The organism is Bradyrhizobium sp. GW821-FHT13H06, assembly GCF_058803975.1.
In genome coordinates this window covers 733,686-756,578 of the sequence record NZ_JBXAPN010000002.1, presented here as the reverse complement: position 1 = coordinate 756,578, position 22,893 = coordinate 733,686, and the positions used below count along the sequence as shown (strand labels likewise).

The following is a 22,893-nucleotide window of genomic DNA, read 5'->3' as shown; positions in this document are numbered from 1 at the left end:
AAACAAGGGGGAAATACCATGGTGATACGCAGAGCGCTTCTCGCGGCAGGTCTCATCGCGACAGTGATCCTCCCGGCTAACGCCGAGGACAAGGCGATCCGGATCGGTGCCTTGATGGCGGCAAGCGGTCCTGCAGCGTTCCTCGGCGCTTCGCAGAAAAACGTCTTCGAGATGCTCGTCGAACAGATCAATGCCCGCGGCGGCATGTCAGGCTATAAAGTCAAGCCCTTCTTCTATGACACCGAAGGCAACGGAACCCTCGCGGCACAGCAGTTCAGGCGCCTCGCAGATTCCGACAACGTCTCGGTCGTAATCGGTCCGTCGACCACGGGCGAAAGTCTCGCCATCCGGTCGGTTGCGAACGAGATGAAGGTGCCGCTGATTTCGATGGCCGGCGCCGAAACCGTTGTCGTGCCACCTACACCGTTCGTGTTCAAGACGCCGCCCACCGATCGCATCGTCGCGGAGCATCTTCTGAAATTCATGAAGAGCAAGGGCATCCATTCCATCGGTCTGCTGTCTTCGGCCGACGGATATGGTCAGGCGGGTGCCAGCGTGGTGAAGGAAGTCGCCAGCAAGACCGGAATGAAGATAGTTGCGGCCGAGGAATTCGGACCGCGCGATACGGACATGACTCCGCAAGTTCTCAAGATTCGATCGAGCGGCGCCGACGCGCTTCTCATCTGGAGCGTGAACCCCGGCCCGACGATCATCCTCAAGAACGCCGCCGCCGTCGGCTTCAACAAACCAATCTATAATTCTTATGGAGCTGCAAGCCCTCAGTTGATCGAGCAGGCCGGTGCGGCCGCGGAGAACTCGTTCGTATCTTCCATGCGTCTCCTCGCGCCGGAGAGCCTTCCCGCGGACGATCCCATGCGTGCCGTGGTCAGCAAGCTCGCGGAGGACTACAAAACCAAATACAAGTCGGACGCCACGACGTTCATCGGTCATCCGGCCGACGCGCTCAGGCTTGTAGAGGAGGCGGTGAAAAAGGCCGGCAGCGTTGATCGCGCGAAACTTGCCGAAGCGATGGCTGACGGCATTAGCTTCCCGGGGGCGAACGGCATATTCAAGTTCACGGCCGACAACCACAACGGTCTCGATGCGTCGTCTCAGTCAATGGTCATGCTCAAGATTCAGAACGGGAAGTTCGTCGTGGTGAAGTGATCGGCGCGGCCGACCGCACAGGCGTCACCCGGCTACCCTCCGAAGGATTCGATGGATATGTTTCTCCAAGTGGTGGTCTCCGGCATCGTCGTAGGCTGCGTCTACGGCATGGCGGCGTTGGGTTTCACCATCGTCTACAATGCGACTAAAATTATCAATTTTGCCAACGGCGAATTTATGATGCTTGGAGGAGTGCTTCTGGCGGGACTGGTCGCCGCCGCGAGAGTGCCGATGCCGGTCGGAATTCTGGCCGCGGTTGCCGGATGCGCGCTCGTCGGGTGGGTCCTGCAACGCGGCGTGCTCGATGTGGCGCGAAACTCAGATCCCCTCACGCTCGTCATGTTGACAATCGGGTCGGCATTGGCATTGCGCGGCCTCGCTGCTCTCGCCTTCGGCAGGGATGTCAGCTTCGTGCCGGAATTCGGCGTGCTCCCGCTCGTGCTGCTCGGCAATGTCTACATCCCTAGCCAAGGGTTATGGATCATTATGGTTCTCGTCGTCGTCAGCGCGGCGCTCTGGTACGTTTTTTCCCGGACGATGCTGGGAAAGGCCATGCGTGCCGCGAGCCAGGAACCTCGGGCGGCCGCGCTTTGCGGAATAGAACCCAGGCGGACGGCGGCTCTGTCCATGATCATGGCCGGCTCGATCGGTGGTCTCGCGGGGGCGATGCTCGCTCCGATGTCCGCGGCATTCTACGAAAACGGCATTTTTCTCGGACTGAAAGGCTTTGCGGCCGCTGTCGCCGGGGGATTAGGCAATCCGCTGGGCGCGGTCGTGGGTGGCCTGTTGATAGGCCTCGTCGAGAGCCTCACCTCGGGATTCGTGGCATCTGGCTTCAAGGATGCGGTAAGCTTTGTGCTTCTCATACTCGTGTTGATCCTGCGGCCTCAGGGGCTCGTCGGAAAAGCCGTCGTGCGCAGGGTCTGACGATGACACTGCACAAGACTTCGAGGCTGCGTCGCGACTGGCAGATTTTGGCGTTGGTCGCCGCTTTACTCGCACTCGGCGAATTCTGCGTATCGAGCCAATTTCACCGCTCGATCATCATATTGTCGATGATTCATTCGGTTGCGGCCCTGGGGCTGACTTTGCTTGTCGGCTACGCCGGCCAAGTATCGCTCGGACACGGAGCCTTCGTTGGGATCGGCGCCTACACCGTAGCGTTCTGTCTACAGAGGCTGGGATCGCCTGTCGTGTTCGCACTGGCAGCAGCGGTCGTACTGCCCGGCATCCTCGGATTTTTGATCGCTCGTCCAATCCTGAGATTGTCGGGACATAACCTCGCTCTCGGTACGTTGGCGCTGGGTGCGGTCTTCTACGTGGTAGCAGCACAGGCGCGCGATGTGACCGGCGGGCTCGATCCGGGGATCGTCGATATGCCGAGCATGGCCTTCGCGGGTCTCGCCCACGAGCGCGTGGTCTTCTGGCTGTCGATTCTCGCGCTCTGCCTTGCCGCAGCGGTAGCGGCCAACATCGTCGACGGTCGGTTCGGGCGGGGATTGATGATCCTGCGCTCGTCGGAGCTGGTCGCCGAATGCATGGGCATGAACACGGCGCAGGCGAAATCCATGATCTTCGCCGTTTCCGCCTCGCTCGCTGGCTTGTCCGGAGGGCTCCTAGCGCTCTATCTCCGCTCGTTCAATGCTTCCGCCTTCGGCGTCGGTCTTTCCATCGAGCTTCTAATGATGGTGATCGTCGGTTCATTGTCCACGATCTGGGGAGCCATCTTCGGCTCCTTCGCTATCATGGTCCTGCCAAACCTGCTCGAAGGATTTGATCAAGCCAAGCAGCTCGTCTATGGGGTCGCGATGATCTTGATCATGTTATTTGCGCCTAACGGCTTGGGCGAGACCTTGTTCCGCGTTTTCACGTTCCGGCGGAAGTCGGTATGATGCTCCAAGCGACCCTTGAAATCACTGGCGTTTCCAAAAGCTTCGGCGGCATCGATGCCGTCGCGGACATGTCGTTTTCCATGGCTCCTGGCGAGGTGACCGCCTTGATCGGTCCGAACGGGGCCGGCAAAACGACATTGATCAACCTCCTCACGGGCGTTCTCACCGCTGACCGAGGAACGATACGCCTCGACGGACGCGATCTTGCCGGAACGCCCGCATATGTGCGTGCTAGGGCCGGAATAGCCCGCACTTACCAAACGCCGCAGATGGCCCAGGGCATGAGCGTTCTGATGAACGTCATGGCGGGCGCCTATCGCTTCGGAAAGCATAGCCTGCTGGGTTCTCTGCTCCGCCCCTGGCTTGTCATGGCCGAGAACGAAGAACTTGCCGAACGCGCCCGCACATGCCTCGCGCGGGTGGGGGTCTCCGAGGAGTGGTGGGGACGGCCTGCGGCCGATCTGCCGTATGGCCATCAACGCCGGGTCGAAATCGCGCGCGCGCTCGCGCAAGATCCGAAACTTCTGCTGCTCGACGAACCGGCAGCAGGGCTCAACCGGAGTGAGGCGGACGAACTCGCTTCGCTCCTCGTGGGCATCGCCGCCGACGGCCGTGCCGTCCTGCTGGTGGAACACGATATGGGAATGGTGATGTCGATTTCGTCCCACATCGTCGTGCTGAACTTCGGGCGAAAGCTGGCCGAAGGAGCGCCAGAAACCATCAAGGCCGATAAGGATGTAATCGCTGCATATCTCGGGACGGTCGAGGAACTCGCATGACGGCGCTCATGGAGGTCGACGGCCTGCGGGCGGGATATGGATCGGTCGAAGTATTGCACGGCGTCTCGCTCTCGGTGCGAGAAGGCGAAATCCTGGCGCTCGTCGGAGCGAACGGCGCAGGGAAATCGACGCTACTGAACACTATCTCCGGCTTCATCCGCCCCAGCAACGGCGACATTCTCTGCCGCGGACACTCTATTCTCGGCAGGGCCCCGGCAGTTATCGCTCGTGCCGGGATAAGACACGTGCCGGAGGGGAGAAGGGTCTTCGCCGAACTCGCCGTCGAGGAAAACCTGATGCTCGGCGGGTACGGCCTAGACCGAGAGCGAGTCCTGGAGCGGATGAAATGGGTCTACGAGCTCTTTCCGAGGTTGATCGAACGACGCTCGCAGGCTGCGGGCACGTTGTCGGGCGGTGAACAGCAGATGCTCGCGATCGGTCGAGCCTTGATCGCAGATCCAAAGATATTGATGCTGGACGAGCCCTCGATGGGCTTGGCTCCCCTCGTCGTCGCGGGGATATTCAAGCTCATCGTTAAGCTGCGCGACGCCCACGGGCTAGGCATTCTTCTGGTTGAGCAGAACGCGCACGCGGCGTTACGCATTGCTGATCAGGCATGCGTTCTTTCCCTGGGTCGTGTCGTCAAGCAAGGCACGGGCGCGGCGCTGCTTTCGGATCATACCTTCATCGAAGCATTTTTGGGAGGACGGTCGAGCGTCTGAATGGCGCCCGATCGAACTTTCTTGCCCGGTCTAGGCCGGAAGCCGGCGGGAAAGACGTCAGTGTCCGCGATGGATAATATGTCAAGTCGGCCGTTCTTCACCGCGAAGTCGTGTACCGATGAGCGTGTCGATCATCCTGTAACAAGTCACTCCAATGGCGCCCGATGCGAACTCGATCTCATGATGGCGGACGACCATGAATAGCTCTAATCCGTCTGTGCCGTCGCGCGCGAGCATGAGTGTCGCGGCGGTCCGTGGCTTGGCAGGCTCGGTCATGCGAAGACTCCGCGGATGATGCCAGAGCGGTTAGTGATGGCCGACCGTGCGTGCCGTCGCGGGCGCCTCTTCGACAACCGTGGCGGAGAGCCGCTCCACCGCTTCGGCGAAGTCGCGCACCCGCCGGCATTCGTCGAAACGCGTATTGTCATTGCCGCTGACGCACTTCTAGCGAGTGGGGGAGGTGCCAATGTCGGTTGCTAAGCGTGTGCTCTCAGTAGGTTGTTCATTCGGCCCAAACCGAGGAAGCTGAGTTTTCGTCAGATTCAATGAAGGTTCGAGTGGACAGCTATAAGAATGCACCCTCGACATCGAAGGGGCGAGAGGCCATGGTGCGAAGTGAGAGAGGCTGCTCGCCCGTTTGTGGGCGCCGCGCGGAGCCGTGTTGCTCATGGAGGACCCAAATCGAGGGGAAATCTTATCCTTTCCCCGTATTCGAGTTGATTCTGAGACAGCGCCGTCGTTCGTGGAGATGGAGCGTCTGCACGGCCGGAGGTGACATCGTCATGCAGGGTCGGGAAAACAGCCGGCCAGCCGCCAGATACACGGCGGAGCGGGCGCTCTTTTTATTGCTGTTGTCCGCCGCCTTGAGCCCACGCTGTCGAAAACTCGCGGAAGAGTAACCCACAAAGGGGTTCTCGGGACAACCGCTTCGAAAAGTCGCACTGCCAGTAGGTCCCCTTCCTGAAAGGTCTTATACTCGCTTCGTCCAAGCGAACGCGGCAACCAGCGCGATTCCCGCGTCCATCGTGCGACTTTGCGTCGCACAGACCGGATTGACCACGACGTGACGACCCTCGTCGACTTTCCGGAGAGGGCGATCGAGAAGGCGGTGGAACATATCGACCGACTTTCTCGACAAGTCGATAGCGGGTCGGCAAGTTTGAGATATTCGACGATGCCATCCTGACATCAATGAGACGCGCGGTCCGGTTGATCAGGCTGATCGAAATGTCACCTTGGGATCGCCGCCTCGGGAAACGTTCAACATCGCGTGGCGTCGGACAGAGGCCTGCGCAGACGTCAGTCAAGACCAACGGCAAGCCCGGCTTCACGCGGACGCCGTTATTGCGCAGTGCCACAACGATAGAACCCGGTGGTGGGACCAGAACGATGAAAACGCGCCGAAAAAGAAAGCTACTTTACTTTTCCTTGCCGGCTAAGAGCGACAGCAATTCCCCGGGGCGAAGCGCCTTGCGTCACTTTCTAACACATGTTAGATAAGATCAAGCCCGCATAAACGATCGGGGAGGGAGGGAATGGACAGTTTACCGCGGGCGCCGTTCGGGTTCTCGGAATCCAAGTTGCGCAATTGCGCGACGGTTTTCAAGCCTGACCTCTTCAAAGGAAAAGCGGTCGTCGTTACGGGCGCGGGCAGCGGCCTAGGGCGGGCAATCGCCTGCCTTTTTGCGCGCCTAGGTGCGTCGTTGGCGATTTGCGGTCGCAACGAGGACAAACTGAAACGCGCTGCGGATTATTTGCGCGGCTTCGGCGGCGATGTACTGAGCTGTCAACTGAGCATTCGCGATCCAGAGCAAGTAGCTGGCTTCATCAGCGCGGTGTATGAGCGCTTCGGACGGCTGGATGTGCTGGTCAACAACGCTGGAGGGCAATTCCCGCAACCAGCGCTCGACTACTCGCCCAAGGGTTGGAATGCAGTAATCGACACGAACCTCAATGGGACATGGTGGATGATGCAAGCTGCGGCGAAGAGATGGGTCGCGGCAGGAGAGTCTGGAAACATTGTAAGCATCGTCGCGGACATCTGGCGCGGCCTGCCAGGTATCGCGCATTCCTGCGCGGCGCGCGCCGGTGTGATCTATCTATCCAAATCGGTGGCCGTGGAATGGGCGCCGCACAACATCAGGGTTAACTGCGTCGCGCCTGGATGCTGCGAAAGCAACGGATTCAGCAACTATTCGCCGGAAGGCGCGGCCACCTTCGAGGAATCCAATCCCATGCGCCGATCGGGAGACGAGTGGGATATTGCCGAGGCCGTGGTTTACCTGGCTGCGCCGTCAGGCAAGTTCATCACTGGAGAAGTCTTGACAGTCGATGGCGGTCAGCAGCTGTGGGGTGATCCGTGGCCGACGGGGCGTCCAGACTATTTCAAAATAGGCTAACCACGTTCAACGAGCCGCGAATTGAATCGAACTGGTATGATGGAAGATTGCGTGCCGAAAGAGTTTCACCAAGCGGGACCGGTCCTGCAATGCACCGGCATTGAACGACGCTTCGGCGGTCTTGTTGCCGTGACCGGTGTCGATCTGAGTATTTACCGCGGTGAAATCTTCGGTCTCGTCGGGCCGAATGGTAGCGGCAAAACCACACTGACAAACGCCATTACCGGATTTTATCCGCCTAACAAAGGCACGATCAAACTCGACGGCAAGGACATTACAGGCACGGCACCTCACAAGGTGGCTGGTTTAGGCGTTGCCCGCACGTTTCAGAATCTAGCACTTTTCAATGGCATGAGTGTGCTCGACAATATTCTGCTTGGACGACACATTCACATGCGTCCCGGTGTCATTCGTACGGCGCTGTACTGGTGGTTGGCGCGTCCGGATGAGATGCGAAACCGTGAAATCGTGGAGGAAGTGATCGAGTTCTTGCAACTCGAAAGCGTTCGTCACGAACTCGTCGACGGCATTCCGATCGGAATGAAGAAACGAGTCGAGCTTGCACGCGCGTTGGTGGCGGAGCCGCACCTCCTTATCCTCGATGAGCCGATGGCCGGAATGAACCAGGAGGAGAAGGAGTATATGGCAAGGTTCATTCTCGATGCGCGCGCGGAGCGCGGTGTGAGCGTTTTGTTGATCGAACACAGCATGGATGTGATTACCGGCATCTGTGATCGCGTGCTGGCACTGAACTACGGAGAAATGATCGCAATGGGCAAACCAAAGGAGGTTGTTAAGGATCAGCGGGTCATCGAAGCCTATATTGGTGTCGGTCATGCGGCATGAAAAAGCCGTGAGCGTGCAAATATGTGCAGCAGACGATACCTTACCGCGGCTTCTAGCTCACAACGCCGCTCAGCACGGCAACAAAATCGCGATGCGGGAAAAGCATCGCGGCATTTGGAAGGAGATGACGTGGTCGGAATATTTCAATGAAGTGCTGGTTTGCGCTGCTGGCCTTGATTGCCTCGGTGTCCGGCCGGGCGACGCGGTCATGGTCCTTGGCGATAACCGCGCTCGTCTTTACGCAGGCATGACTGCATCGTCAATGCTGGGAGCGTACGCGATGCCAGCTTACCCGGGGACGACACTGGACGAATTGCGCCATTTCGTCGGTGAAGTGAAGCTTGTGGCGGCGCTCGCCGAAGACCAGGAGCAGGTCGACAAATTTCTAGAGCTGCGAGAGGCTGGCAGTGCGATCGAATATATCGTCTACGAGGACAAGAGGGGTCTTAACTCCTATGACGCGCCGGGGCTCCTGTCGTGGGAGGAACTTCACGATAAAGGCAAGACGAACCTTAAGGCAGATCCACAACTGCGCGAGCGAATCGTCAATCGCGTAACGCCGGACGATCCGGCGATATTCCTTCATTCGTCAGGCACGACCGGTAAACCCAAGGGGATCGTGCTCAGCCACAGAAATGTCATCGCCGCAGTTCGCAATGCATATTCTGGCGGGGCATTCAATTATGGTGAAGAGGTTCTCGCTTACTTGCCGATGGCATGGGTCGGAGATTTTGCCCTGACCGTTGCTGCCGCAATCGCTTTTCGCTTCACGGTCAATGTACCGGAAAGGCAGGAAACCGTCTTGCGCGACATGCGCGAGATAGCGCCAAGCCTTTATCTCGCCGCGCCGCGCAGCTGGGACAACTTGCTGACCTCCATTCAGGTCGGAATCGAAAACTCCACTCCGTTGAAGAAATGGCTCTACCATTTTTTCACGGACAGAGCGATTGCCTGGGAAAGGCGAAAGCTCGACGGGCAAACGGGTAGCCATCTGGAATGGCTGGGCCGGTTGCTGGGCGAACGCATTGTCTTCGGACCGGTAAAAGACCTGTATGGTCTCAGCCGACTAAAGAGCGCGTTCACGGGCGGCGAGGCCATTGGGGAGGATACGTTTGTCTTCTACCGTGCGCTGGGGATCAAGCTGCGGCAGCTCTATGGCCAGACCGAGAATGCGGCCTTCAACGCCATCCAGGCGGCCGATGAAGTCAAGCTACATACCGTAGGCAGAGCGCTTCCTGGGGTTCAGGTCAAGGTGACAGGCACGGGTGAAATACTGCTGAAGGCAGAAAGCGTGTTTCGCGGGTACTACAACAATCCCATGGCAACCAAGGAAGCGCTCAAAGACGGTTGGCTGCATACAGGCGATGCCGGGTATCTGGAAGACGATGGCCACCTTGTCGTGCTGGGGCGTGTGTCAGAGGTCGTCCATACCAAGAGAGGGGAGCGTTACGTCCCCAACTACATAGAGAACCGGCTGAAGTTCAGCCCATACATAAAGGACGCAGCCGTTTTCGGAGCCGGTCGGGACGAATTGACAGCCATCGTTTGCATCGACCTGGAGGCCGCCGGGCATTGGGCTGAGACCAACGCTGTGCCCTATGTCTCGTACGCGGACCTGTCGCAACGGGCCGAAATGGCTGGTCTGCTCCGCGACGCGTTTCATCGAGTCAACAAAGCACTTCCCGAATCACTGAAGCTGCATCGGTTCGTCAGCCTTCACAAAGAATTCGACCCGGACGATGGAGAGATAACACGCACCCGCAAGCTCCGCCGCGCTGTTGTCGAAGAGCGATACGCATCGGTTATTGCCGCGCTTTATGATGGATCGAAAGAAATCCATGTCAAAGCTGCGGTGACGTACGAGAGCGGCGAGGTCGGGCTGGTGGAGCGCACGCTGGTAATCCGGGAGGTCTAATGGACATCGCATACCTCAGTGAGCTCGCTGTAAATGGCGCATTGACCGGATTGCTTTATTCGCTTTTCGCACTTGGGCTCGTGTTGATCTACAAATCTTCATCCGTTCCCAATCTTGCCCAAGGCGCATTGACGATGTTGGCCGCATACGTCGTGCTGGCCTTGTCCCGGCAGCTGGGTTTCCCATTGTGGCTGGCAATTGTCGCGACGACCATCATCATGTTTTTCGCCGGTCTTGGTGTGGAGAAGGTGGCATTGCGGCGCATGGCAGGACGTCCGATCGTCATGATCCTGATGATGACGCTCGGTCTCGACATCTTCATACGAGGTTCGACCTTGGCAGTCTGGGGCGGCACCTCCCGTTCGATGGAGCTGGGCATCAGCTACGATCCCTTGTTTCTTGGACCGATACTGCTGAGCCGCATCAATCTGGCTGGAGCCGGTGTCGCGATCGCACTTTTTGTGGCATTCCTTCTGTTCTTCCGAACACGCCACGGAATCCGATTGCGTGCAATCTCGGACGACTACATCGCTTCTTGGTCGATCGGGATCTCTGTTGAGCACGGCGTAGCTCTGTCATGGGGTATGGCTTCGGTGGTCGCCGTTGCGTCGGGTGTGATTTGGGGAGAGATCCAGGGCGTCGACCAGTCGCTTTCGCAGCTCCTCCTGAAGGGACTAACGGTGGCCGTCCTGGGCGGTCTTGACAGTATTGCCGGCGCGATTCTTGCCGGGATTTTCCTTGGGGTCGTTGAGAACGTAGGCTCCTCCTATCTCGATTCAATAGTGGGAGGAGGTAGCCGTGATCTGATCGTTGCTGCTGTGCTGATCTTCACCGTCATGTTGCGTCCGCATGGACTCTTCGGACGCCATGACATCGAAAGAGTGTGACGCATGTTCTATCCTCTCGCGGGCGTTCGTCATCAAAGCTATCTATCGGACAGCAAGCTATTCCCGGTGCCAACGGACCGGAACCTGCTTATTGTCCTTACTATCGCTGGCATCGGTGCGCCGTTCCTGTTGAGTTCGTTGTATTTGAACAGCTACCTTCAGCCTTGGTTGATCTGGACGGCGCTGGCGCTCGGCCTCAATTTGGCGACAGGATGGGCGGGGCAGCTGCATCTGGGATACGCTGCGACCATGGCGGTGGGCGCCTATGCGGCCGTCCACGCAGCCAGGTTCGGCATTCCCTGGGAATTTGCTCTTCTGATCGGTGGCCTCGCCGCATCCTTGATAGGAAGCCTGTTTGCGTTCGCGGCCCTGCGCGTGAAAGGGCTTTATCTCGCGATCGTGACGCTTGCGATGCAGTTCATCATGGATTGGGTGCTAAATCACTCGCCTGTGATATCTGGCGGCTCACATGCCTCGCTCCAGTCCCCTCGTTTTGCGCTTCTTGGGCAGGAAATCGCTTCAGGCAGAGGGTTATATTACGTGGCGCTCGGATGGTGCGCGTTGGTGACCGTTTTCATGATGAACCTGCAGCGAACCGCCTTGGGACGGGCCCTGGTTGCCGTGCGCGAAAAGGACTATGCGGCTGCAATCCTTGGCGTGAATAGCTTCTACTACAAGCTGATTGCGTTTTCGACATCCTCGTTCATCGGTGGGATTGGCGGCGCCCTTCTCGTTGCGACGTTCTTTTTCCTGGCTGCGCCTGAGCAATTCGGGGTCAATGTTTCGATTCAGGTGCTTGCCATGATCATCGTCGGAGGGCTCGGCAGCATCATCGGCACGTATTTTGGAGTGGCATTGATTCTCCTTATGCCGGGAATTGCCAACGAAATCCTTGCAAACGCTGCAGCTCTCTTTCGACTTCCACTCGGCAATGAAACGCTCGCTCATATCCCCACAGCCGTTTACGGCGCATTGATCGTCATTTTCCTGCTGGTTGAGCCTCTGGGGCTCGGAAAGCTCTACGCCAATATTAGGGACTATTTCCTGGTCTGGCCCTTCGACCAATTCAAGAAATAGGGTCAACATGAAAACAGAAGACGTTCACAAAAGCGGCCCGATCCTGTCGATGAACAGCGTGGAGGTGCTTTACAATTCGGTCATGCTTGCCATCAAGGGCGTGTCGATCGAGGTGCCGCACGGAGGAATGGTCGCGCTTCTTGGATCCAATGGAGCCGGGAAGAGTACCACATTGAAAGCCATAAGCGGCCTCCTGACCGCGGAGCGCGGAAAGGTAAGCCGGGGCGAGATCCGCTTTGATGGCAAAGTGATCGGCGACAGTCTGCCTCAGGAGCGGGTCGAACTCGGGATTTGCCATGTGATCGAGGGACGCAGGGTTTTCGAACATCTAACTCCGGATGAGAACCTCGAGGCGGCCGCTCCGATGTCATTGTCGAGAGGGCGGGTCGCCTCGGAAAAAGCTCGCATCTACAACTACTTTCCGCGGCTGGGCGAGCGAAAGTCCTCGCTTGCGGGATATCTTTCGGGTGGTGAACAGCAGATGCTCGCAATCGGGCGAGCCTTAATGACGCAACCGCGCCTGCTGATGCTGGACGAGCCAAGCCTGGGTCTGGCTCCGTTTCTGGTGGCCGAGATTTTTGAAATCATCAAACGCATCAATCGCGATCATGGCCTGTCCGTCCTGCTTGTCGAGCAAAACGCGCTCGCGGCTCTCGATATCGTCTCGCATGGCTATCTGATCGAGAACGGGCGTGTCGTCATGCACGACACAGCAGAGAGGCTCAAGGCAAACTCCGATATTCAGGAATTTTACCTTGGGGGTGGCCAGGCCAGGAGTTTTCACGACATCAAGCACTATCGCAGACGCAAACGCTGGCTCAGCTGATCAGGACGAAACGGTTCAGTTGTGAACGGAGGAGACTCGTAATGCGATTTTCGAAATGTTCTGCAGCTGCGGCAATCGCCAGCATCGTGGCGCTTTCGATAGCTCCGCAGGCCCGTGCCGAACAACCGCTGAAGCTCGGCGTCTGCTACGATTTGAGCAAGGCCTACACGTTCGCAACGCCTCAGGTATCGCAGGCGGCACAGGATCTGGTCGCGCTCACCAATCTCAAGGGTGGGATCGGCGGCACTCCGATCGAAGTCATCGTGCAAGACCACGGCAATGAGCCGCAACGCGGCATCGAATGCTACGAAAAACTCAAGCGTGAAGGTGTCTTCATTTTTGATACGCTGTCGACCCCTGTCTCAATCGCCATGTTGCCGCGAGTTATGCAGGACAAGAACATTCTCATCCAGGCACTGGTTGGCCGCGGCGACGCCGTGGATGGCGCGGTGTTCGGGTGGGTTTTCCCGCTGGGACCTACCTATTGGGGACAGGTCGCTAACGATATTGCCTACTTGAAACAAGTGCACACCGGCAACCTCCGCGGTGTCAAAATCGGCTTCGTCTATCTCGACTATCCGTTCGGTCAGGAGCCGATTCCGATTCTCCAGACGCTGGCTAAGGTGGAGGGCTTCGAGTTGAAGCTCTATCCAGTGCCGCTCCCTGGCAACGATCAGGCCGGCAGCTGGACCCAAGTGCGCCGTGACCAGCCTGACCACATCATCAGTTGGCTGTTAGCGGGAGCGCATGTCGTGGCATCCAAAGAGATGAAGCGCAACGGTATCCCGATGGACAAGTATATCTCGGTCAATTGGCTGAACGAAGTGGATATTGCCAATATCGGTCCCGAGGCAGCCAAGGGGTTGAAACGGGGCACCAACGTTGCGGGTGGGCAGGATGTTCCGGTGATTCAAGAGATCATTGCTGAACTCTATAGAAAGGGCAGGGGCAGTGGGCCAGAGAAGAACCTCAAGGATGTCTACTACAACACGGGACTAGCGATGTACTCGATGATCCTTCAAGGCGCCCGCCAAGCTGCCAAATTGCACGGCACTCCGATTACCTCTGCAGCAATGCGGGAAGGGCTGCAAAACATCACAAACTATGACGCCAACGGGCTGATGGCACCGGTAACTGTGACATCGAGCGACCACGGCGGTGGCGGGAAGACGCGCGTCGAGATGTGGGATGGTGAAAAATGGGTGCCCCAGACAGAGTGGATCGCAGCCTATACGGATCTGATCTGGGAAGTAGTGAGAAAAAGTTCCTCCGAGTATCACAACTAGGGCTTGCCGACATGACAAACGACCAACGTGTCGAACAAAAAGCCCTGAGGGAAAGCAGAGAAGGCACAATGCAAATTCGAAACCAGCAGATTGGGAGGTGAGAATGTCAATCGGAAAAGTGATAAAGGACTTGGTGGTCGCTGCCGCCTTCAGTGCCGCAGCCTCGTCGTACGCTTTGGCTCAAGATAGCACCCTTAAATTCGGCTTGTGCTTCGATCTCAGCAAATCCTACACCTTTGTTTCGCCACAGGTCGCGCAAGCTGCGCAGGACCTCGCCACCCTCACGAACATGAAAGGTGGCATTGATGGGCACAAGATCGAGATCGTGGTCCAGGACCACGGCAATGAGCCGCAACGCGGCATCGAATGCTACGAAAAGCTCAAACGTGAGGGCGTGTTCGTATTCGACATGCTGTCGACACCGGTGTCGATCGCGGTATTGCCGCGTATCATGAAGGACAAGAACATTTTGATGCAGTCGTCAGTCGGACGCGGTGATGCCGTTGACGGCTCGGTGTTCACTCAAATCTTCCCCGTGGGTGCTACCTATTGGGGGCAGGCCGCCAATGATATCGCCTACATCAAACAACAGCGCGGCGGCGATTTGAAGGGGGCCAAGATCGGATTTATCTATCTCGACTATCCCTTCGGTCAGGAGCCGATCGGTGTCCTGAAGACGCTTGCTGAACGCGAAGGCTTCGAATTGAAACTTTATCCGGTGCCCTTGCCTGGCAGCGATCAGACGAGCGCGTGGACACAGGTAAGGCGCGACCGGCCTGATTTCATGATCAGCTGGCTGCTCGCGGGTGGACATGTCGTGGCGGCCAAGGAAATGAAGCGCAACGGATATCCGATCGAAAAGTATATTTCGGTCAACTGGCTCAACGAGGTGGATATTGCCAATATCGGTCCCGACGTTGCCAAGGGCGTCAAGCGTGGCACAAACGTGGTCGGCGGTCAGGATATTCCCATCATCAAGGAAATAATGGCCGAGCTTTACGCGAAGGGTAAAGGCAGTGGCCCCGAGAAAAACCTGAAAGATGTGTATTACAATTTGGGTCTCGCCAACTACTCGGTTGCCTTTGAGGCTGCACGGAATGCCGTCAAACAAGCCGGTTGGCCGGTGACCGCCGCGTCAATGAAGGCTGGCTATGAGAGCCTTAAGAATTTCGATGCCAATGGCCTTCTCGCCCCTGTGACTGTCACTGCTCAAGATCATGGTGGCGGAGGCAAGACAAGAATCGAGATGTGGGACGGTCAGAAGTGGGTGCCGCAGACCGGCTGGCTGGCGGACTATCAGGACCTGATCTGGCAGATCGTGAAAACGAGTTCATCCGGATTTAAGGTCGAGTAATCCGGAGATCCCGTTGGCTCAAACCCTACGCGTCGGCGGGTGTAATCGCCCCTGGGCGGCGGACAAGACATCCGCCGCCGAACTGCCCATCTTCAGCGCGAAAGCCAGTGAACTCCATGATTGATAGTCCAATCGAAGTCAGCGTCGACGAGGCTATTGCTACCGTTCTTATCAATCGTCCCGACCGCAAGAACGCGTTATCTGTGGCCGCGGCCAATGGACTGACCGATGCCTGGGACCGGATCGAAGCGGACAGCAATATCCGAGCGGTAATTCTAACCTCTGCCGATTGTGGCGTCTTCAGCGCAGGGCTTGACCTCAAGGAGGCCGCCGAGGTCGCTCGCAACGAGCAGGTCGATATCCTGTCCAAGATGCGCGACCCTTTCCACGAGCGCATGTGCGCGTGCTCCAAGCCAATCATTGCCGCGATGACCGGCTCGCTGATGGCGGGCGGAATGATGCTATCGCTGATGTGCGATCTGCGCGTCGGTCTCAAAGGAACCAAGGCCGGCATCACGGAGGTCAAGATCGGTCGTGGCTCGCCGTGGGCCGCTCCAGCTCTCTATATGCTACCGCAGGCGATCCTCATGGAGATCGTTCTCACCGGTGATCTCATGCCAATCGAGCGGTTGCACGATTATGGTTTCACCAACTATCTTGAAGATACACCAGACGATGTGCGCTCTCGTGCCAAGGATTTGGCTAGGCGCATCGCCAACGGTGCGCCATTGTCTGTCATTGCGGCCAAAGCCAGCGTTCGCACGACAATGGACCTCGGATGCCGCAAGGGACTGGTAGAGGGTAAACGCCTTCACGAAGTTGTCTATGCCAGCCAAGACGCAATTGAAGGTCCTAGAGCTTTTGCCGAAAGCGGAAGCCGGTCTGGCAGGGTAGGTAAGGGCGGCCGCGATCTTGGAGCCCTATCGAGAGCTCAGAACGCAAGGTTCCTTGAGCGCGTTGCTTATTTTAGAAACTAGCGGGGGCGATCGCAGTGGGCAGTGTTGCGTTTGAACTTCCCGAACACGTCATTGAAGTGCGCGATGGCGTCCTGCGTTTTGTCGATTCGCAGGTCGTGCCGCTGATCGATCGGAATCGCACCCTTCTCGAAGATCAGCGACGGCTGTATGACGAAACCGGTCGATACTCTGCCGAAGTACGCACCTTGATCCAAAAAGTCAGGATGCTTTCGGCCGAAGCCGGCTTCTATGCGATGTGCGCACCGGCGGAAATCGGAGGAGGGGGGCTGGGGCATCTGGTCTACTACGTGGCCTGGGAGGCCATATATCGCCGGCTCGGAGGACAGGGCGTCATCATTCCCTGGGTCATTGCTCACTGGGCCTTCGGACCCAGCCGACTGCTCACTCAGGTCACGGAGGAGGCCCGCGAGAGATGCCTGGCGGGCATGATGGCCGGGAAGACATCAATGTGCTTTGGTCTCTCCGAGCCGGGAGCCGGCTCAGACGCCAGCATGATCAAGACGCGGGCTGGCAAGACCGGAACAGGCTGGAAAATCACTGGCCGCAAGCTCTGGACAACAAACGCGCCCACCGCGGAATGGTGTGTCGTTTTCGCCATCACCGACGTCGAGAAAGCCGCGCGAAAGGCTGGAGGCATCAGCGCATTTCTCGTTCCAACCGATGCACGAGGATTCCATGTTGAGAGTGTCGTGCGCTTGTTTGGTCACGCCGGGGGGCACGAGGGCGCTCTCGTGCTTGAGGATGTCGACGTGCAGCCCTGGCAATTGGTCGGCGAGATCGACCAGGGATTCAAGATCGCACTTTATGGAGTCTCGCTGGGTCGGGTCTACAACGCCGCCCGGGCTGTCGGACAGGGAAGATGGGCGCTGGAAATGGCTATCGACTATTCGCAGCAACGTGAGGCCTTCGGTGCCAAGATCGCGGAGTATCAAGCCGTCTCGTTCCCGATAGCCGAGGCAGCCACGGAATTGCATGCCGCGCACCTGATGGGATTGAATGCAGCGATGCTCCTCGACCGCGGCGATAAGGCGCCGAAGGAGCTTTCAATGGCAAAGGCCTATTCGGTACAAGCCGGATTTCGCGCCGTGGATCGCGCAATTCAGACACACGGCGGCATGGGATTGACGAACGAAATCGGTCTTGTTCACGCCTGGCAAGACCTTCGGATCGTCAACATTGCCGACGGCACCAATGAAATCCTGACGCGGATGATTGCCCAGCGATTACTGGCAGGCGACGTCGATCTCTAGGCCCAAGCGGAAGTTGACGTGTCCGCCGTCGGTTCCCGCGGCCAAACCGGTCAGGTGAACCGCAGTTGCACCTCCATGGCGATGGTTCCGCCCGATGTCATTGCCCACAGCTCGGCGCCCGCGCCACCGTCGACCGGGCGTCCGGCGACGTCGAACGGCACGGCATCGAACAAGGGTGCGCGCGCGCGTTGTGTGAACGAGGCGATAGTCCTGCTCGCATTGTTGTCGCGAGCGAGATCGATGAGACATTGCTGCGAATAAGGGCCGTGCACCACCAACCCGGGGTAACCTTCCACGGTCATCGCGTAAGTCCGATCGTAGTGAATACGATGCGGATTGAAGGTCACAGCAGAATAGCGGAAGAGCGATACCGGATCCGTCGTGATCTGCCGCGCCCACGGTAGATCGGCGGGCGGCGTGTCTCGCTTCGGTATCCCGCTTTTCTCCCCCGGCTTCACCGCGTCGCGAAACACGGTGTAACTCTCCTCCACGATCGCGAGGCCGCGTGGCGAGAATATGCGCCGCGTTTGCGTGGCAAAGAGGAGAGGGCCCGTACTGCCGGAACGCAAGGTCATGTCCGTCAGCTCCGTCTCACGTTTGAGGGCGTCTCCAACGAGGAGCGGATGATGAAATGTCAGACTCGTACCCGCGTACATGCGTCGCGGGAACGGCACGTCGGGAATGACGCCTCCCGAAGTTGGCAGGCCATCCTCGCCCAACGTCGCCCTGCGCGCGAACGAATGGAAATAGGCGAGGTGCCATCCGGGCGGAATCGCTTCACCCTTGGTGGGTACCCGATCGTCTCGATCGAAGGCAGCCACGAGCCCGAAGAGCGGCGCTCGCGTGGCTTCGTCTTCTTCCACGATCTTCGTGCCTATGTGCTTGCGCAAGCCGTCAATGTCGATTTCGGCGGCCATCATCGTTCTCCCGGGCTGGGTACAGGCATGTCAGGTCGCGGGCGCTGCGAGAACGAATCCGGGCAGCGTGAGGCCGGGTTTTGCTTTCTCGAAAACGAGGCGGACGGGCATGCCGATCTGGAGCCGTGTGTCCGCCGGCGCATGCAGTCGCGCCAGCATGCGCACGCCTTCCTCCAGATCGACCGTCACCAGCGTGCAGGGCAGGTCGGACCTGTAAGCGTCGTGAAACGGATGATGCGTAATCGTCCAGCTGTGAACTGTACCTTGCCCCGATGCCTCGACCCACCGGCCTTCGAAAGAATGGCATGCATCGCATAGCGGCCGGGGATAATGCCGGACCTTCCAGCAACGTGCGCATTCCTGGAGCAGCAGCTTCCCCTCGTTAAGGCCGTTCCAGTAGGGCATCGAGTCGGGTGTCGGCTCGGGCACGAGCTTCGAATAGGTGTCGCCGGTCATGCCGTCAGCCTCTCCTCATGATCGCGATCGACCCGTCGCCCATGTCGCCGTAGCCGGAGACGAGACCCAGCTCGGCGCCGCTTACCTGGGCCTTTCCGGCACTACCCCTGAGCTGCTTCACGAGCTCGACTACATGATTCATCCCGACCATGTGCGCTTGGGACAGCAGGCCGCCATGCGTGTTGACCGGCAGCTTGCCGCCAAGTCGTATGGCGCCGCTCTCGACGAACGGCCCGCCCTCACCCTTCTTGCAAAAGCCGATGTCTTCCAGCTGGCAGAGAACGACATAGGTGAAACAATCGTAGATCTCGGCCACCTGAATTTCCCGAGGCGTAACGCCCGCCATCGCAAACGCCTTGGGTGCGGCTTTGGCAATGCCCAAACGCGTCATGTCGGGACGCTGGGTGATCGAACTCGGAGAGTCGGGATGTCCTTCGGCGACGCCCATGACGAGGATCGGCTTCTGGCGCAAATCTCTGCTGCGCTCGGCAGCGCTGACGACGATTGCAGCACCGCCATCGCTCTCGAGACTGCAGTCCAGCAACCGCAGCGGATCGGAGATCATGCGCGAATTCTGATGATCTTCGATCGTGACAGGCTTCGTCATCATCGCATTGCCGTTCAGGGTCGCGTTGTGGCGTGTCGACACGGCGATCTCGCCGAGTTGGCGGCTTGTCGTGCCGTAGAGCTCCATATGCCGCCGTGCCATCGGGGCGTAGAGCTGCGCCGGCGCGATTGCCCCGATTGGCATCTCGAATTCGCCGACTACCTTAAACTGTGGCATCTGCTGCACGCGTGTGCCGATACGGCCTGCAGACGAGCCGTTCCGTCCGATCGGCAGCAGGACATGATTGCAAAGACCCGCACCGATCGCCAGGAGCGCGGCTTGAATTCCGGCCACACAACTCGCGCCTCCGAGAGGCGTCGTGGCCGAAAAGCGAAGATCCTCGATGCCGAAGTTCGTCACGAAATCCTCGGCGACGACCGCCGAATTCGAATAGGGAATGATCCCGTCTATGTCTCTTGGCGACAGTCCGGCATCCTCGATGGCCTTCAGGGAGGCTTCGAGCTGGAGAGCGAGCACGCTTTTTCCGGAGTTGCGGCCGTAGGCCGTCTCGCCGACGCCGGTTATGGCGACCCGTTCCTTCAATGCCATCTTTCGTCTCCTCGAATGCACTGCGGGGCAGTTGTCCTAGCGACGGGCGAATCTTGGCGCGATTTCATTCGCAAAAAGCTTCTGCGAGCCGAGAACCTGGCCGCGCTCGTGAATGCCCTGCGGAATGAGCAGGAAACACTCGTTCACCGGAATACGCCTTAGCGGTGGGCTCATTGGCGATCTCAAAGCCTTCGATCTGCAGGTGGTGCTCGGGATATCCGAAACCGGTATAACCGGCTTGTTCCGCGACCCGGACGTCCTCTGCGATCTCTTGCAACATGCACTGATAGAGCTTGGACCGTTTGCCGGCCATGCCAGCTTTGAGCTCCTGCGGCCGGCCAATCGTGCAGTACATGAATAGATTGAAATCCACGGAGCGATCTCCTTGACGCCGGTCGTGGGAAGTAAGAATATAAACCGAACAAACGTTAGAATTGTTGCGCCATGAAGTCAAATATGAGGCTGTCGGCGGCCTGCACAATCGTGAGTTGAGGCGCGGTCGGGATCGCGAATTCTTGTGCGATGTCGAGAGGGCGACGGGCAAGGTTTGTTGCAGCGCAACTAGCTTGGCGCAAAGGAGCGCGCACGGAGGAGGACGCTCATGGATTTGAGCTATGGTCCCAAATATCGAGCGCTGCAGCAGGAGGTTCGCAGCTTCGTGAGAAGCCACGGCCATTTGTCGCCGCGAACGGGTGGCGGCCGCAAACGGCCTGACAAGCGGGCGCTGGAGTGGCAGCATCTACTTCTCCAGCACGGATATTTCGCGCGCAATATCCCCAGGGAGTATGGCGGTTTTGGGTTGCCGCTGGACGTGATGGAGCTGGCGATCATAGCCGACGAGTTTTCTTCGGCCGGTGTTTCCCCTGGCATCATGAACCAAGGGATATCGATGCTCGTTCCGACCCTCCTCGAGGTCGGATCCCAAGAGCAGTGCGCGAAATGGGTCGGTCCGACCATCCGCGGCGAGGTCATCTGGTGTCAGGGTTACTCAGAGCCGGGTTCTGGCTCGGATCTCGCCGCCGCAAAGACACATGCGCGAGTCGAGGATGGTCATTTTATCATCAATGGCCAAAAAATCTGGACTAGCTCGGCTCACTTCGCCGACATGATGTTCCTGCTGTGCCGTACCGAGACAGAAAAGGGCAAGCATGGTGGACTCTCATACCTCTTGGTTCCTATGAGCAGCTCTGGCATCGACGTTCGCCCGTTGGTAACAATGACGGGGCGCGCCGAATTTAATGAGACGTTCCTGACTGATGTGCGTGTTCCAATCGACCAGATAGTGATGACGCGCGGCGACGGCTGGCACGTCGCAAATGTGACCCTAAAGTACGAGCGTCTCCTTCTCGGTGATCCCAACAAGCTTACTTATCGGCTCGCCCGGGTTATCGAGCTCATGAAGAAGACTTCTCTGGAGGGTGTGCCGACAATTCAAATTCCGGAGTATCGTGATCGGCTTCTCAGGATTCAGGGTGAAGTCCTGGCGTCGAAGTTCCACGGTCTCCGGTTGTTGAGTGAGCAGGCCAAAGGCGAAGAATCCGGCGTCAGGCGCCTGATCGTCAAGCTGAACGGCACCATGGTCGCGTATCGTCTCTCCTCGCTCGCCGTCGATGTGCTTGGCGCAGCCGGTCTGCCATATGAGCCGAAGGGCGAGGCGTTGGAGGACGATGAGGCCACGACGTGGCAGATCGACAACATGTACGATATCGGTCTTATCATCGGCGGTGGTTCGTCCAACATTCAGAGGAACATCATCGGCGAGCGCGGGCTTGGCTTGCCTCGCGAGCCCTCGGCCAATATCAGATCTGGCCCTAAGGAATGAGCCATGGAGTTTGGTCTTAGCAACGAGCAGCGGATGCTCGAGAACTCGCTGCGCGGCCTTCTCGAAGAAGAGCTTTCTATCGGAAGGTTGCGTAAGATTGCCGAGATCGGCATGGGATTTGATGCGACGCTGTGGGAGAGCTTGGTCGGGCAGGGTATCGTAGGACTTCTGGTCCCGGAGCGATTCGGCGGTAGTGGACTAGCCTTGCTGGATGCCGCCGTTGTTGCCGAAAGCCTGGGCTATCATGTGGCACCAGTGCCTTTCCCGGCGAGCGTGGTCATGGCGCCGCTGGCGCTGATGTCTGCAGGCAGCGAGGCGCAGCAAGCCGAGTGGCTTCCCAGGATGGCGAGCGGCGAAGTTAGAACAAGCGTCGCATTCGCTGGCGGAGTCGGACAAACAGGTGACGCCTCGGTGCAACTCGACGGCGATCGGATCAGCGGGCTTCTGACTGGAGCTCTTGATGCCGGGGCCGCATCTCACGTCCTCGTATTTCTGCCCGATGGTCGCGCAGCTCTCGTCGATGCCCTTGAGACGGGAGTCGCCATCGATATGCGCGGAAGCCTCGATCGCACCCGTCCGGTATCGAGCTACGCGCTCAATGATGCAAGAGCGATCATTCTGGACGCCGGCAATGATGCCCGGGTAGTCGCCGCCCGTGTGGTTGATGCAGGAAGAGTTGTCCTCGCGGCAGATACACTGGGGGCAGCGCAGTCCATGTTCGACCGAGCGCTTGCTTACTCGAAAGAGAGGGTTCAGTTCAATCGCGTCATCGGTTCCTTCCAGGGCGTCAAGCATACCCTTGCAGATCTAGTGACCATGTTGGAGCCGTGTCGAGCGTTGGTCTGGTACGCAGCGCATGCGCAAGATGCAGTGCCCGAGGAAGCTCGCATCATGGCGTTGCAAGCCAAGGCCCATCTGGGCGAGGTCGGCAGGGAAATTGCGCGTCTGACCACGGAAGTGCATGGCGGGATGGGATTCACCGACCTGCTTGGCCTGCACTATTGGTTCAAGCGCGTTGCGTTTAATCGTCAGATGTTGGGAGCGCCGGAGCACTGTCGGCAGGAGGCTGCAGCCGTGCAGGGTTGGCTGACCGTGTGAGTTAGAAATCTGGCAATTCGGTTCGGTCGGCGCTCGCCGTTGCCGGACCGCCGGACACCCTTCAGCG

The 22,893-nt window shown here is 58.5% G+C and carries 22 protein-coding genes; 17 read left to right on the top strand and 5 right to left on the bottom strand.

Annotation, left to right across the window (positions count from 1 at the left end):
- Positions 1 to 18 precede the first annotated feature (18 nt).
- The 5 genes from AC1RQP_RS10490 to AC1RQP_RS10470 are packed head-to-tail and all read left to right on the top strand — an operon-like array spanning position 19 to position 4,560.
- Complete coding sequence (locus AC1RQP_RS10490) at positions 19 to 1,167, top strand: ABC transporter substrate-binding protein (RefSeq protein WP_492936851.1); 1,149 nt, start codon at positions 19 to 21, stop codon at positions 1,165 to 1,167.
- Between the two features lie 51 nt (positions 1,168 to 1,218).
- Complete coding sequence (locus AC1RQP_RS10485; RefSeq protein ID WP_492936850.1) at positions 1,219 to 2,094, top strand: branched-chain amino acid ABC transporter permease; 876 nt, start codon at positions 1,219 to 1,221, stop codon at positions 2,092 to 2,094.
- 2 nt (positions 2,095 to 2,096) lie between these two features.
- Entirely contained in the window at positions 2,097 to 3,059 is a 963-nt protein-coding gene (locus AC1RQP_RS10480) for a branched-chain amino acid ABC transporter permease (RefSeq protein WP_492936849.1), read from the top strand.
- On the top strand, positions 3,056 to 3,838 hold the full coding sequence (locus tag AC1RQP_RS10475; protein ID WP_492936848.1) for an ABC transporter ATP-binding protein: 783 nt from the start codon (positions 3,056 to 3,058) through the stop codon (positions 3,836 to 3,838). The genes AC1RQP_RS10480 and AC1RQP_RS10475 overlap by 4 nt, the downstream gene beginning before the upstream one ends.
- Positions 3,835 to 4,560, top strand: coding sequence for an ABC transporter ATP-binding protein (locus tag AC1RQP_RS10470; protein ID WP_492936847.1), 726 nt, complete (start codon positions 3,835 to 3,837; stop codon positions 4,558 to 4,560). Before AC1RQP_RS10475 ends, AC1RQP_RS10470 begins: the two co-directional genes overlap by 4 nt.
- 81 nt (positions 4,561 to 4,641) lie before the next feature.
- Here the strand turns inward: AC1RQP_RS10470 and AC1RQP_RS10465 are convergent, their stop codons facing one another.
- Positions 4,642 to 4,836, bottom strand: a complete 195-nt coding sequence (locus tag AC1RQP_RS10465) for a hypothetical protein (protein ID WP_492936846.1) — start codon at positions 4,834 to 4,836, stop codon at positions 4,642 to 4,644.
- Positions 4,837 to 6,095: 1,259 nt separating this feature from the next.
- Here AC1RQP_RS10465 and AC1RQP_RS10460 point away from each other — a divergent pair.
- From AC1RQP_RS10460 to AC1RQP_RS10415, 10 genes are all read left to right on the top strand, one after another.
- Positions 6,096 to 6,959, top strand: coding sequence for an SDR family oxidoreductase (locus tag AC1RQP_RS10460; RefSeq protein ID WP_492936845.1), 864 nt, complete (start codon positions 6,096 to 6,098; stop codon positions 6,957 to 6,959).
- Between the two features lie 51 nt (positions 6,960 to 7,010).
- On the top strand, positions 7,011 to 7,805 hold the full coding sequence (locus AC1RQP_RS10455) for an ABC transporter ATP-binding protein (protein WP_492936844.1): 795 nt from the start codon (positions 7,011 to 7,013) through the stop codon (positions 7,803 to 7,805).
- Positions 7,795 to 9,720 carry an AMP-dependent synthetase/ligase gene (locus AC1RQP_RS10450; protein WP_492936843.1) on the top strand — a complete coding sequence of 642 codons (1,926 nt, stop codon included), beginning with the start codon at positions 7,795 to 7,797 and terminating at the stop codon, positions 9,718 to 9,720. Before AC1RQP_RS10455 ends, AC1RQP_RS10450 begins: the two co-directional genes overlap by 11 nt.
- On the top strand, positions 9,720 to 10,607 hold the full coding sequence (locus AC1RQP_RS10445) for a branched-chain amino acid ABC transporter permease (RefSeq protein WP_492936842.1): 888 nt from the start codon (positions 9,720 to 9,722) through the stop codon (positions 10,605 to 10,607). The genes AC1RQP_RS10450 and AC1RQP_RS10445 overlap by 1 nt, the downstream gene beginning before the upstream one ends.
- 3 nt (positions 10,608 to 10,610) lie before the next feature.
- Positions 10,611 to 11,684 carry a branched-chain amino acid ABC transporter permease gene (locus AC1RQP_RS10440; RefSeq protein WP_188103029.1) on the top strand — a complete coding sequence of 358 codons (1,074 nt, stop codon included), beginning with the start codon at positions 10,611 to 10,613 and terminating at the stop codon, positions 11,682 to 11,684.
- Positions 11,685 to 11,691: 7 nt separating this feature from the next.
- Positions 11,692 to 12,510, top strand: coding sequence for an ABC transporter ATP-binding protein (locus AC1RQP_RS10435; RefSeq protein WP_492936841.1), 819 nt, complete (start codon positions 11,692 to 11,694; stop codon positions 12,508 to 12,510).
- A gap of 41 nt (positions 12,511 to 12,551) precedes the next feature.
- The gene (locus tag AC1RQP_RS10430; RefSeq protein ID WP_492936840.1) at positions 12,552 to 13,796 is read left to right on the top strand and encodes an ABC transporter substrate-binding protein; all 1,245 of its coding nucleotides are present in this window, start codon (positions 12,552 to 12,554) and stop codon (positions 13,794 to 13,796) included.
- Positions 13,797 to 13,899: 103 nt separating this feature from the next.
- Positions 13,900 to 15,150, top strand: a complete 1,251-nt coding sequence (locus tag AC1RQP_RS10425; protein ID WP_492936839.1) for an ABC transporter substrate-binding protein — start codon at positions 13,900 to 13,902, stop codon at positions 15,148 to 15,150.
- A gap of 116 nt (positions 15,151 to 15,266) precedes the next feature.
- Positions 15,267 to 16,127, top strand: coding sequence for an enoyl-CoA hydratase/isomerase family protein (locus AC1RQP_RS10420; protein WP_492937140.1), 861 nt, complete (start codon positions 15,267 to 15,269; stop codon positions 16,125 to 16,127).
- Positions 16,128 to 16,141: 14 nt separating this feature from the next.
- Positions 16,142 to 17,377 carry an acyl-CoA dehydrogenase family protein gene (locus AC1RQP_RS10415; RefSeq protein ID WP_492936838.1) on the top strand — a complete coding sequence of 412 codons (1,236 nt, stop codon included), beginning with the start codon at positions 16,142 to 16,144 and terminating at the stop codon, positions 17,375 to 17,377.
- A 50-nt stretch (positions 17,378 to 17,427) separates the two neighbouring features.
- On the opposite strand, the gene AC1RQP_RS10410 is transcribed toward AC1RQP_RS10415, so the two are convergent.
- The 4 genes from AC1RQP_RS10410 to AC1RQP_RS10395 all read right to left on the bottom strand — a co-directional run bounded on the left by AC1RQP_RS10410 (position 17,428) and on the right by AC1RQP_RS10395 (position 20,279).
- Complete coding sequence (locus tag AC1RQP_RS10410; protein WP_492936837.1) at positions 17,428 to 18,294, bottom strand: HTD2 family dehydratase; 867 nt, start codon at positions 18,292 to 18,294, stop codon at positions 17,428 to 17,430.
- A gap of 30 nt (positions 18,295 to 18,324) precedes the next feature.
- Positions 18,325 to 18,750, bottom strand: coding sequence for a Zn-ribbon domain-containing OB-fold protein (locus AC1RQP_RS10405; protein WP_492936836.1), 426 nt, complete (start codon positions 18,748 to 18,750; stop codon positions 18,325 to 18,327).
- 4 nt (positions 18,751 to 18,754) lie between these two features.
- Positions 18,755 to 19,906, bottom strand: a complete 1,152-nt coding sequence (locus AC1RQP_RS10400; protein ID WP_492936835.1) for a thiolase family protein — start codon at positions 19,904 to 19,906, stop codon at positions 18,755 to 18,757.
- A gap of 64 nt (positions 19,907 to 19,970) precedes the next feature.
- Entirely contained in the window at positions 19,971 to 20,279 is a 309-nt protein-coding gene (locus AC1RQP_RS10395; protein WP_492936834.1) for a hypothetical protein, read from the bottom strand.
- 228 nt (positions 20,280 to 20,507) lie between these two features.
- Between AC1RQP_RS10395 and AC1RQP_RS10390 the strand changes: the two genes are divergently transcribed.
- Positions 20,508 to 21,728, top strand: coding sequence for an acyl-CoA dehydrogenase family protein (locus AC1RQP_RS10390; protein ID WP_492936833.1), 1,221 nt, complete (start codon positions 20,508 to 20,510; stop codon positions 21,726 to 21,728).
- A gap of 3 nt (positions 21,729 to 21,731) precedes the next feature.
- Positions 21,732 to 22,826 carry an acyl-CoA dehydrogenase family protein gene (locus AC1RQP_RS10385; RefSeq protein ID WP_492936832.1) on the top strand — a complete coding sequence of 365 codons (1,095 nt, stop codon included), beginning with the start codon at positions 21,732 to 21,734 and terminating at the stop codon, positions 22,824 to 22,826.
- Positions 22,827 to 22,893 lie beyond the last annotated feature (67 nt).

Excerpts from the sequence above, each read along its gene's own strand:
- AC1RQP_RS10490 (WP_492936851.1), top strand. The coding sequence starts at position 19 with ATGGTGATACGCAGAGCGCTTCTCGCGGCAGGTCTCATCGCGACAGTG.
- AC1RQP_RS10485 (WP_492936850.1), top strand. The coding sequence starts at position 1,219 with ATGGATATGTTTCTCCAAGTGGTGGTCTCCGGCATCGTCGTAGGCTGC.
- AC1RQP_RS10480 (WP_492936849.1), top strand. The coding sequence starts at position 2,097 with ATGACACTGCACAAGACTTCGAGGCTGCGTCGCGACTGGCAGATTTTG.
- AC1RQP_RS10475 (WP_492936848.1), top strand. The coding sequence starts at position 3,056 with ATGATGCTCCAAGCGACCCTTGAAATCACTGGCGTTTCCAAAAGCTTC.
- AC1RQP_RS10470 (WP_492936847.1), top strand. The coding sequence starts at position 3,835 with ATGACGGCGCTCATGGAGGTCGACGGCCTGCGGGCGGGATATGGATCG.
- AC1RQP_RS10465 (WP_492936846.1), bottom strand. The coding sequence starts at position 4,836 with ATGACCGAGCCTGCCAAGCCACGGACCGCCGCGACACTCATGCTCGCG.
- AC1RQP_RS10460 (WP_492936845.1), top strand. The coding sequence starts at position 6,096 with ATGGACAGTTTACCGCGGGCGCCGTTCGGGTTCTCGGAATCCAAGTTG.
- AC1RQP_RS10450 (WP_492936843.1), top strand. The coding sequence starts at position 7,795 with ATGCGGCATGAAAAAGCCGTGAGCGTGCAAATATGTGCAGCAGACGAT.
- AC1RQP_RS10445 (WP_492936842.1), top strand. The coding sequence starts at position 9,720 with ATGGACATCGCATACCTCAGTGAGCTCGCTGTAAATGGCGCATTGACC.
- AC1RQP_RS10440 (WP_188103029.1), top strand. The coding sequence starts at position 10,611 with ATGTTCTATCCTCTCGCGGGCGTTCGTCATCAAAGCTATCTATCGGAC.
- AC1RQP_RS10435 (WP_492936841.1), top strand. The coding sequence starts at position 11,692 with ATGAAAACAGAAGACGTTCACAAAAGCGGCCCGATCCTGTCGATGAAC.
- AC1RQP_RS10430 (WP_492936840.1), top strand. The coding sequence starts at position 12,552 with ATGCGATTTTCGAAATGTTCTGCAGCTGCGGCAATCGCCAGCATCGTG.
- AC1RQP_RS10425 (WP_492936839.1), top strand. The coding sequence starts at position 13,900 with ATGTCAATCGGAAAAGTGATAAAGGACTTGGTGGTCGCTGCCGCCTTC.
- AC1RQP_RS10420 (WP_492937140.1), top strand. The coding sequence starts at position 15,267 with ATGATTGATAGTCCAATCGAAGTCAGCGTCGACGAGGCTATTGCTACC.
- AC1RQP_RS10410 (WP_492936837.1), bottom strand. The coding sequence starts at position 18,294 with ATGGCCGCCGAAATCGACATTGACGGCTTGCGCAAGCACATAGGCACG.
- AC1RQP_RS10405 (WP_492936836.1), bottom strand. The coding sequence starts at position 18,750 with ATGACCGGCGACACCTATTCGAAGCTCGTGCCCGAGCCGACACCCGAC.
- AC1RQP_RS10400 (WP_492936835.1), bottom strand. The coding sequence starts at position 19,906 with ATGGCATTGAAGGAACGGGTCGCCATAACCGGCGTCGGCGAGACGGCC.
- AC1RQP_RS10390 (WP_492936833.1), top strand. The coding sequence starts at position 20,508 with ATGGATTTGAGCTATGGTCCCAAATATCGAGCGCTGCAGCAGGAGGTT.
- AC1RQP_RS10385 (WP_492936832.1), top strand. The coding sequence starts at position 21,732 with ATGGAGTTTGGTCTTAGCAACGAGCAGCGGATGCTCGAGAACTCGCTG.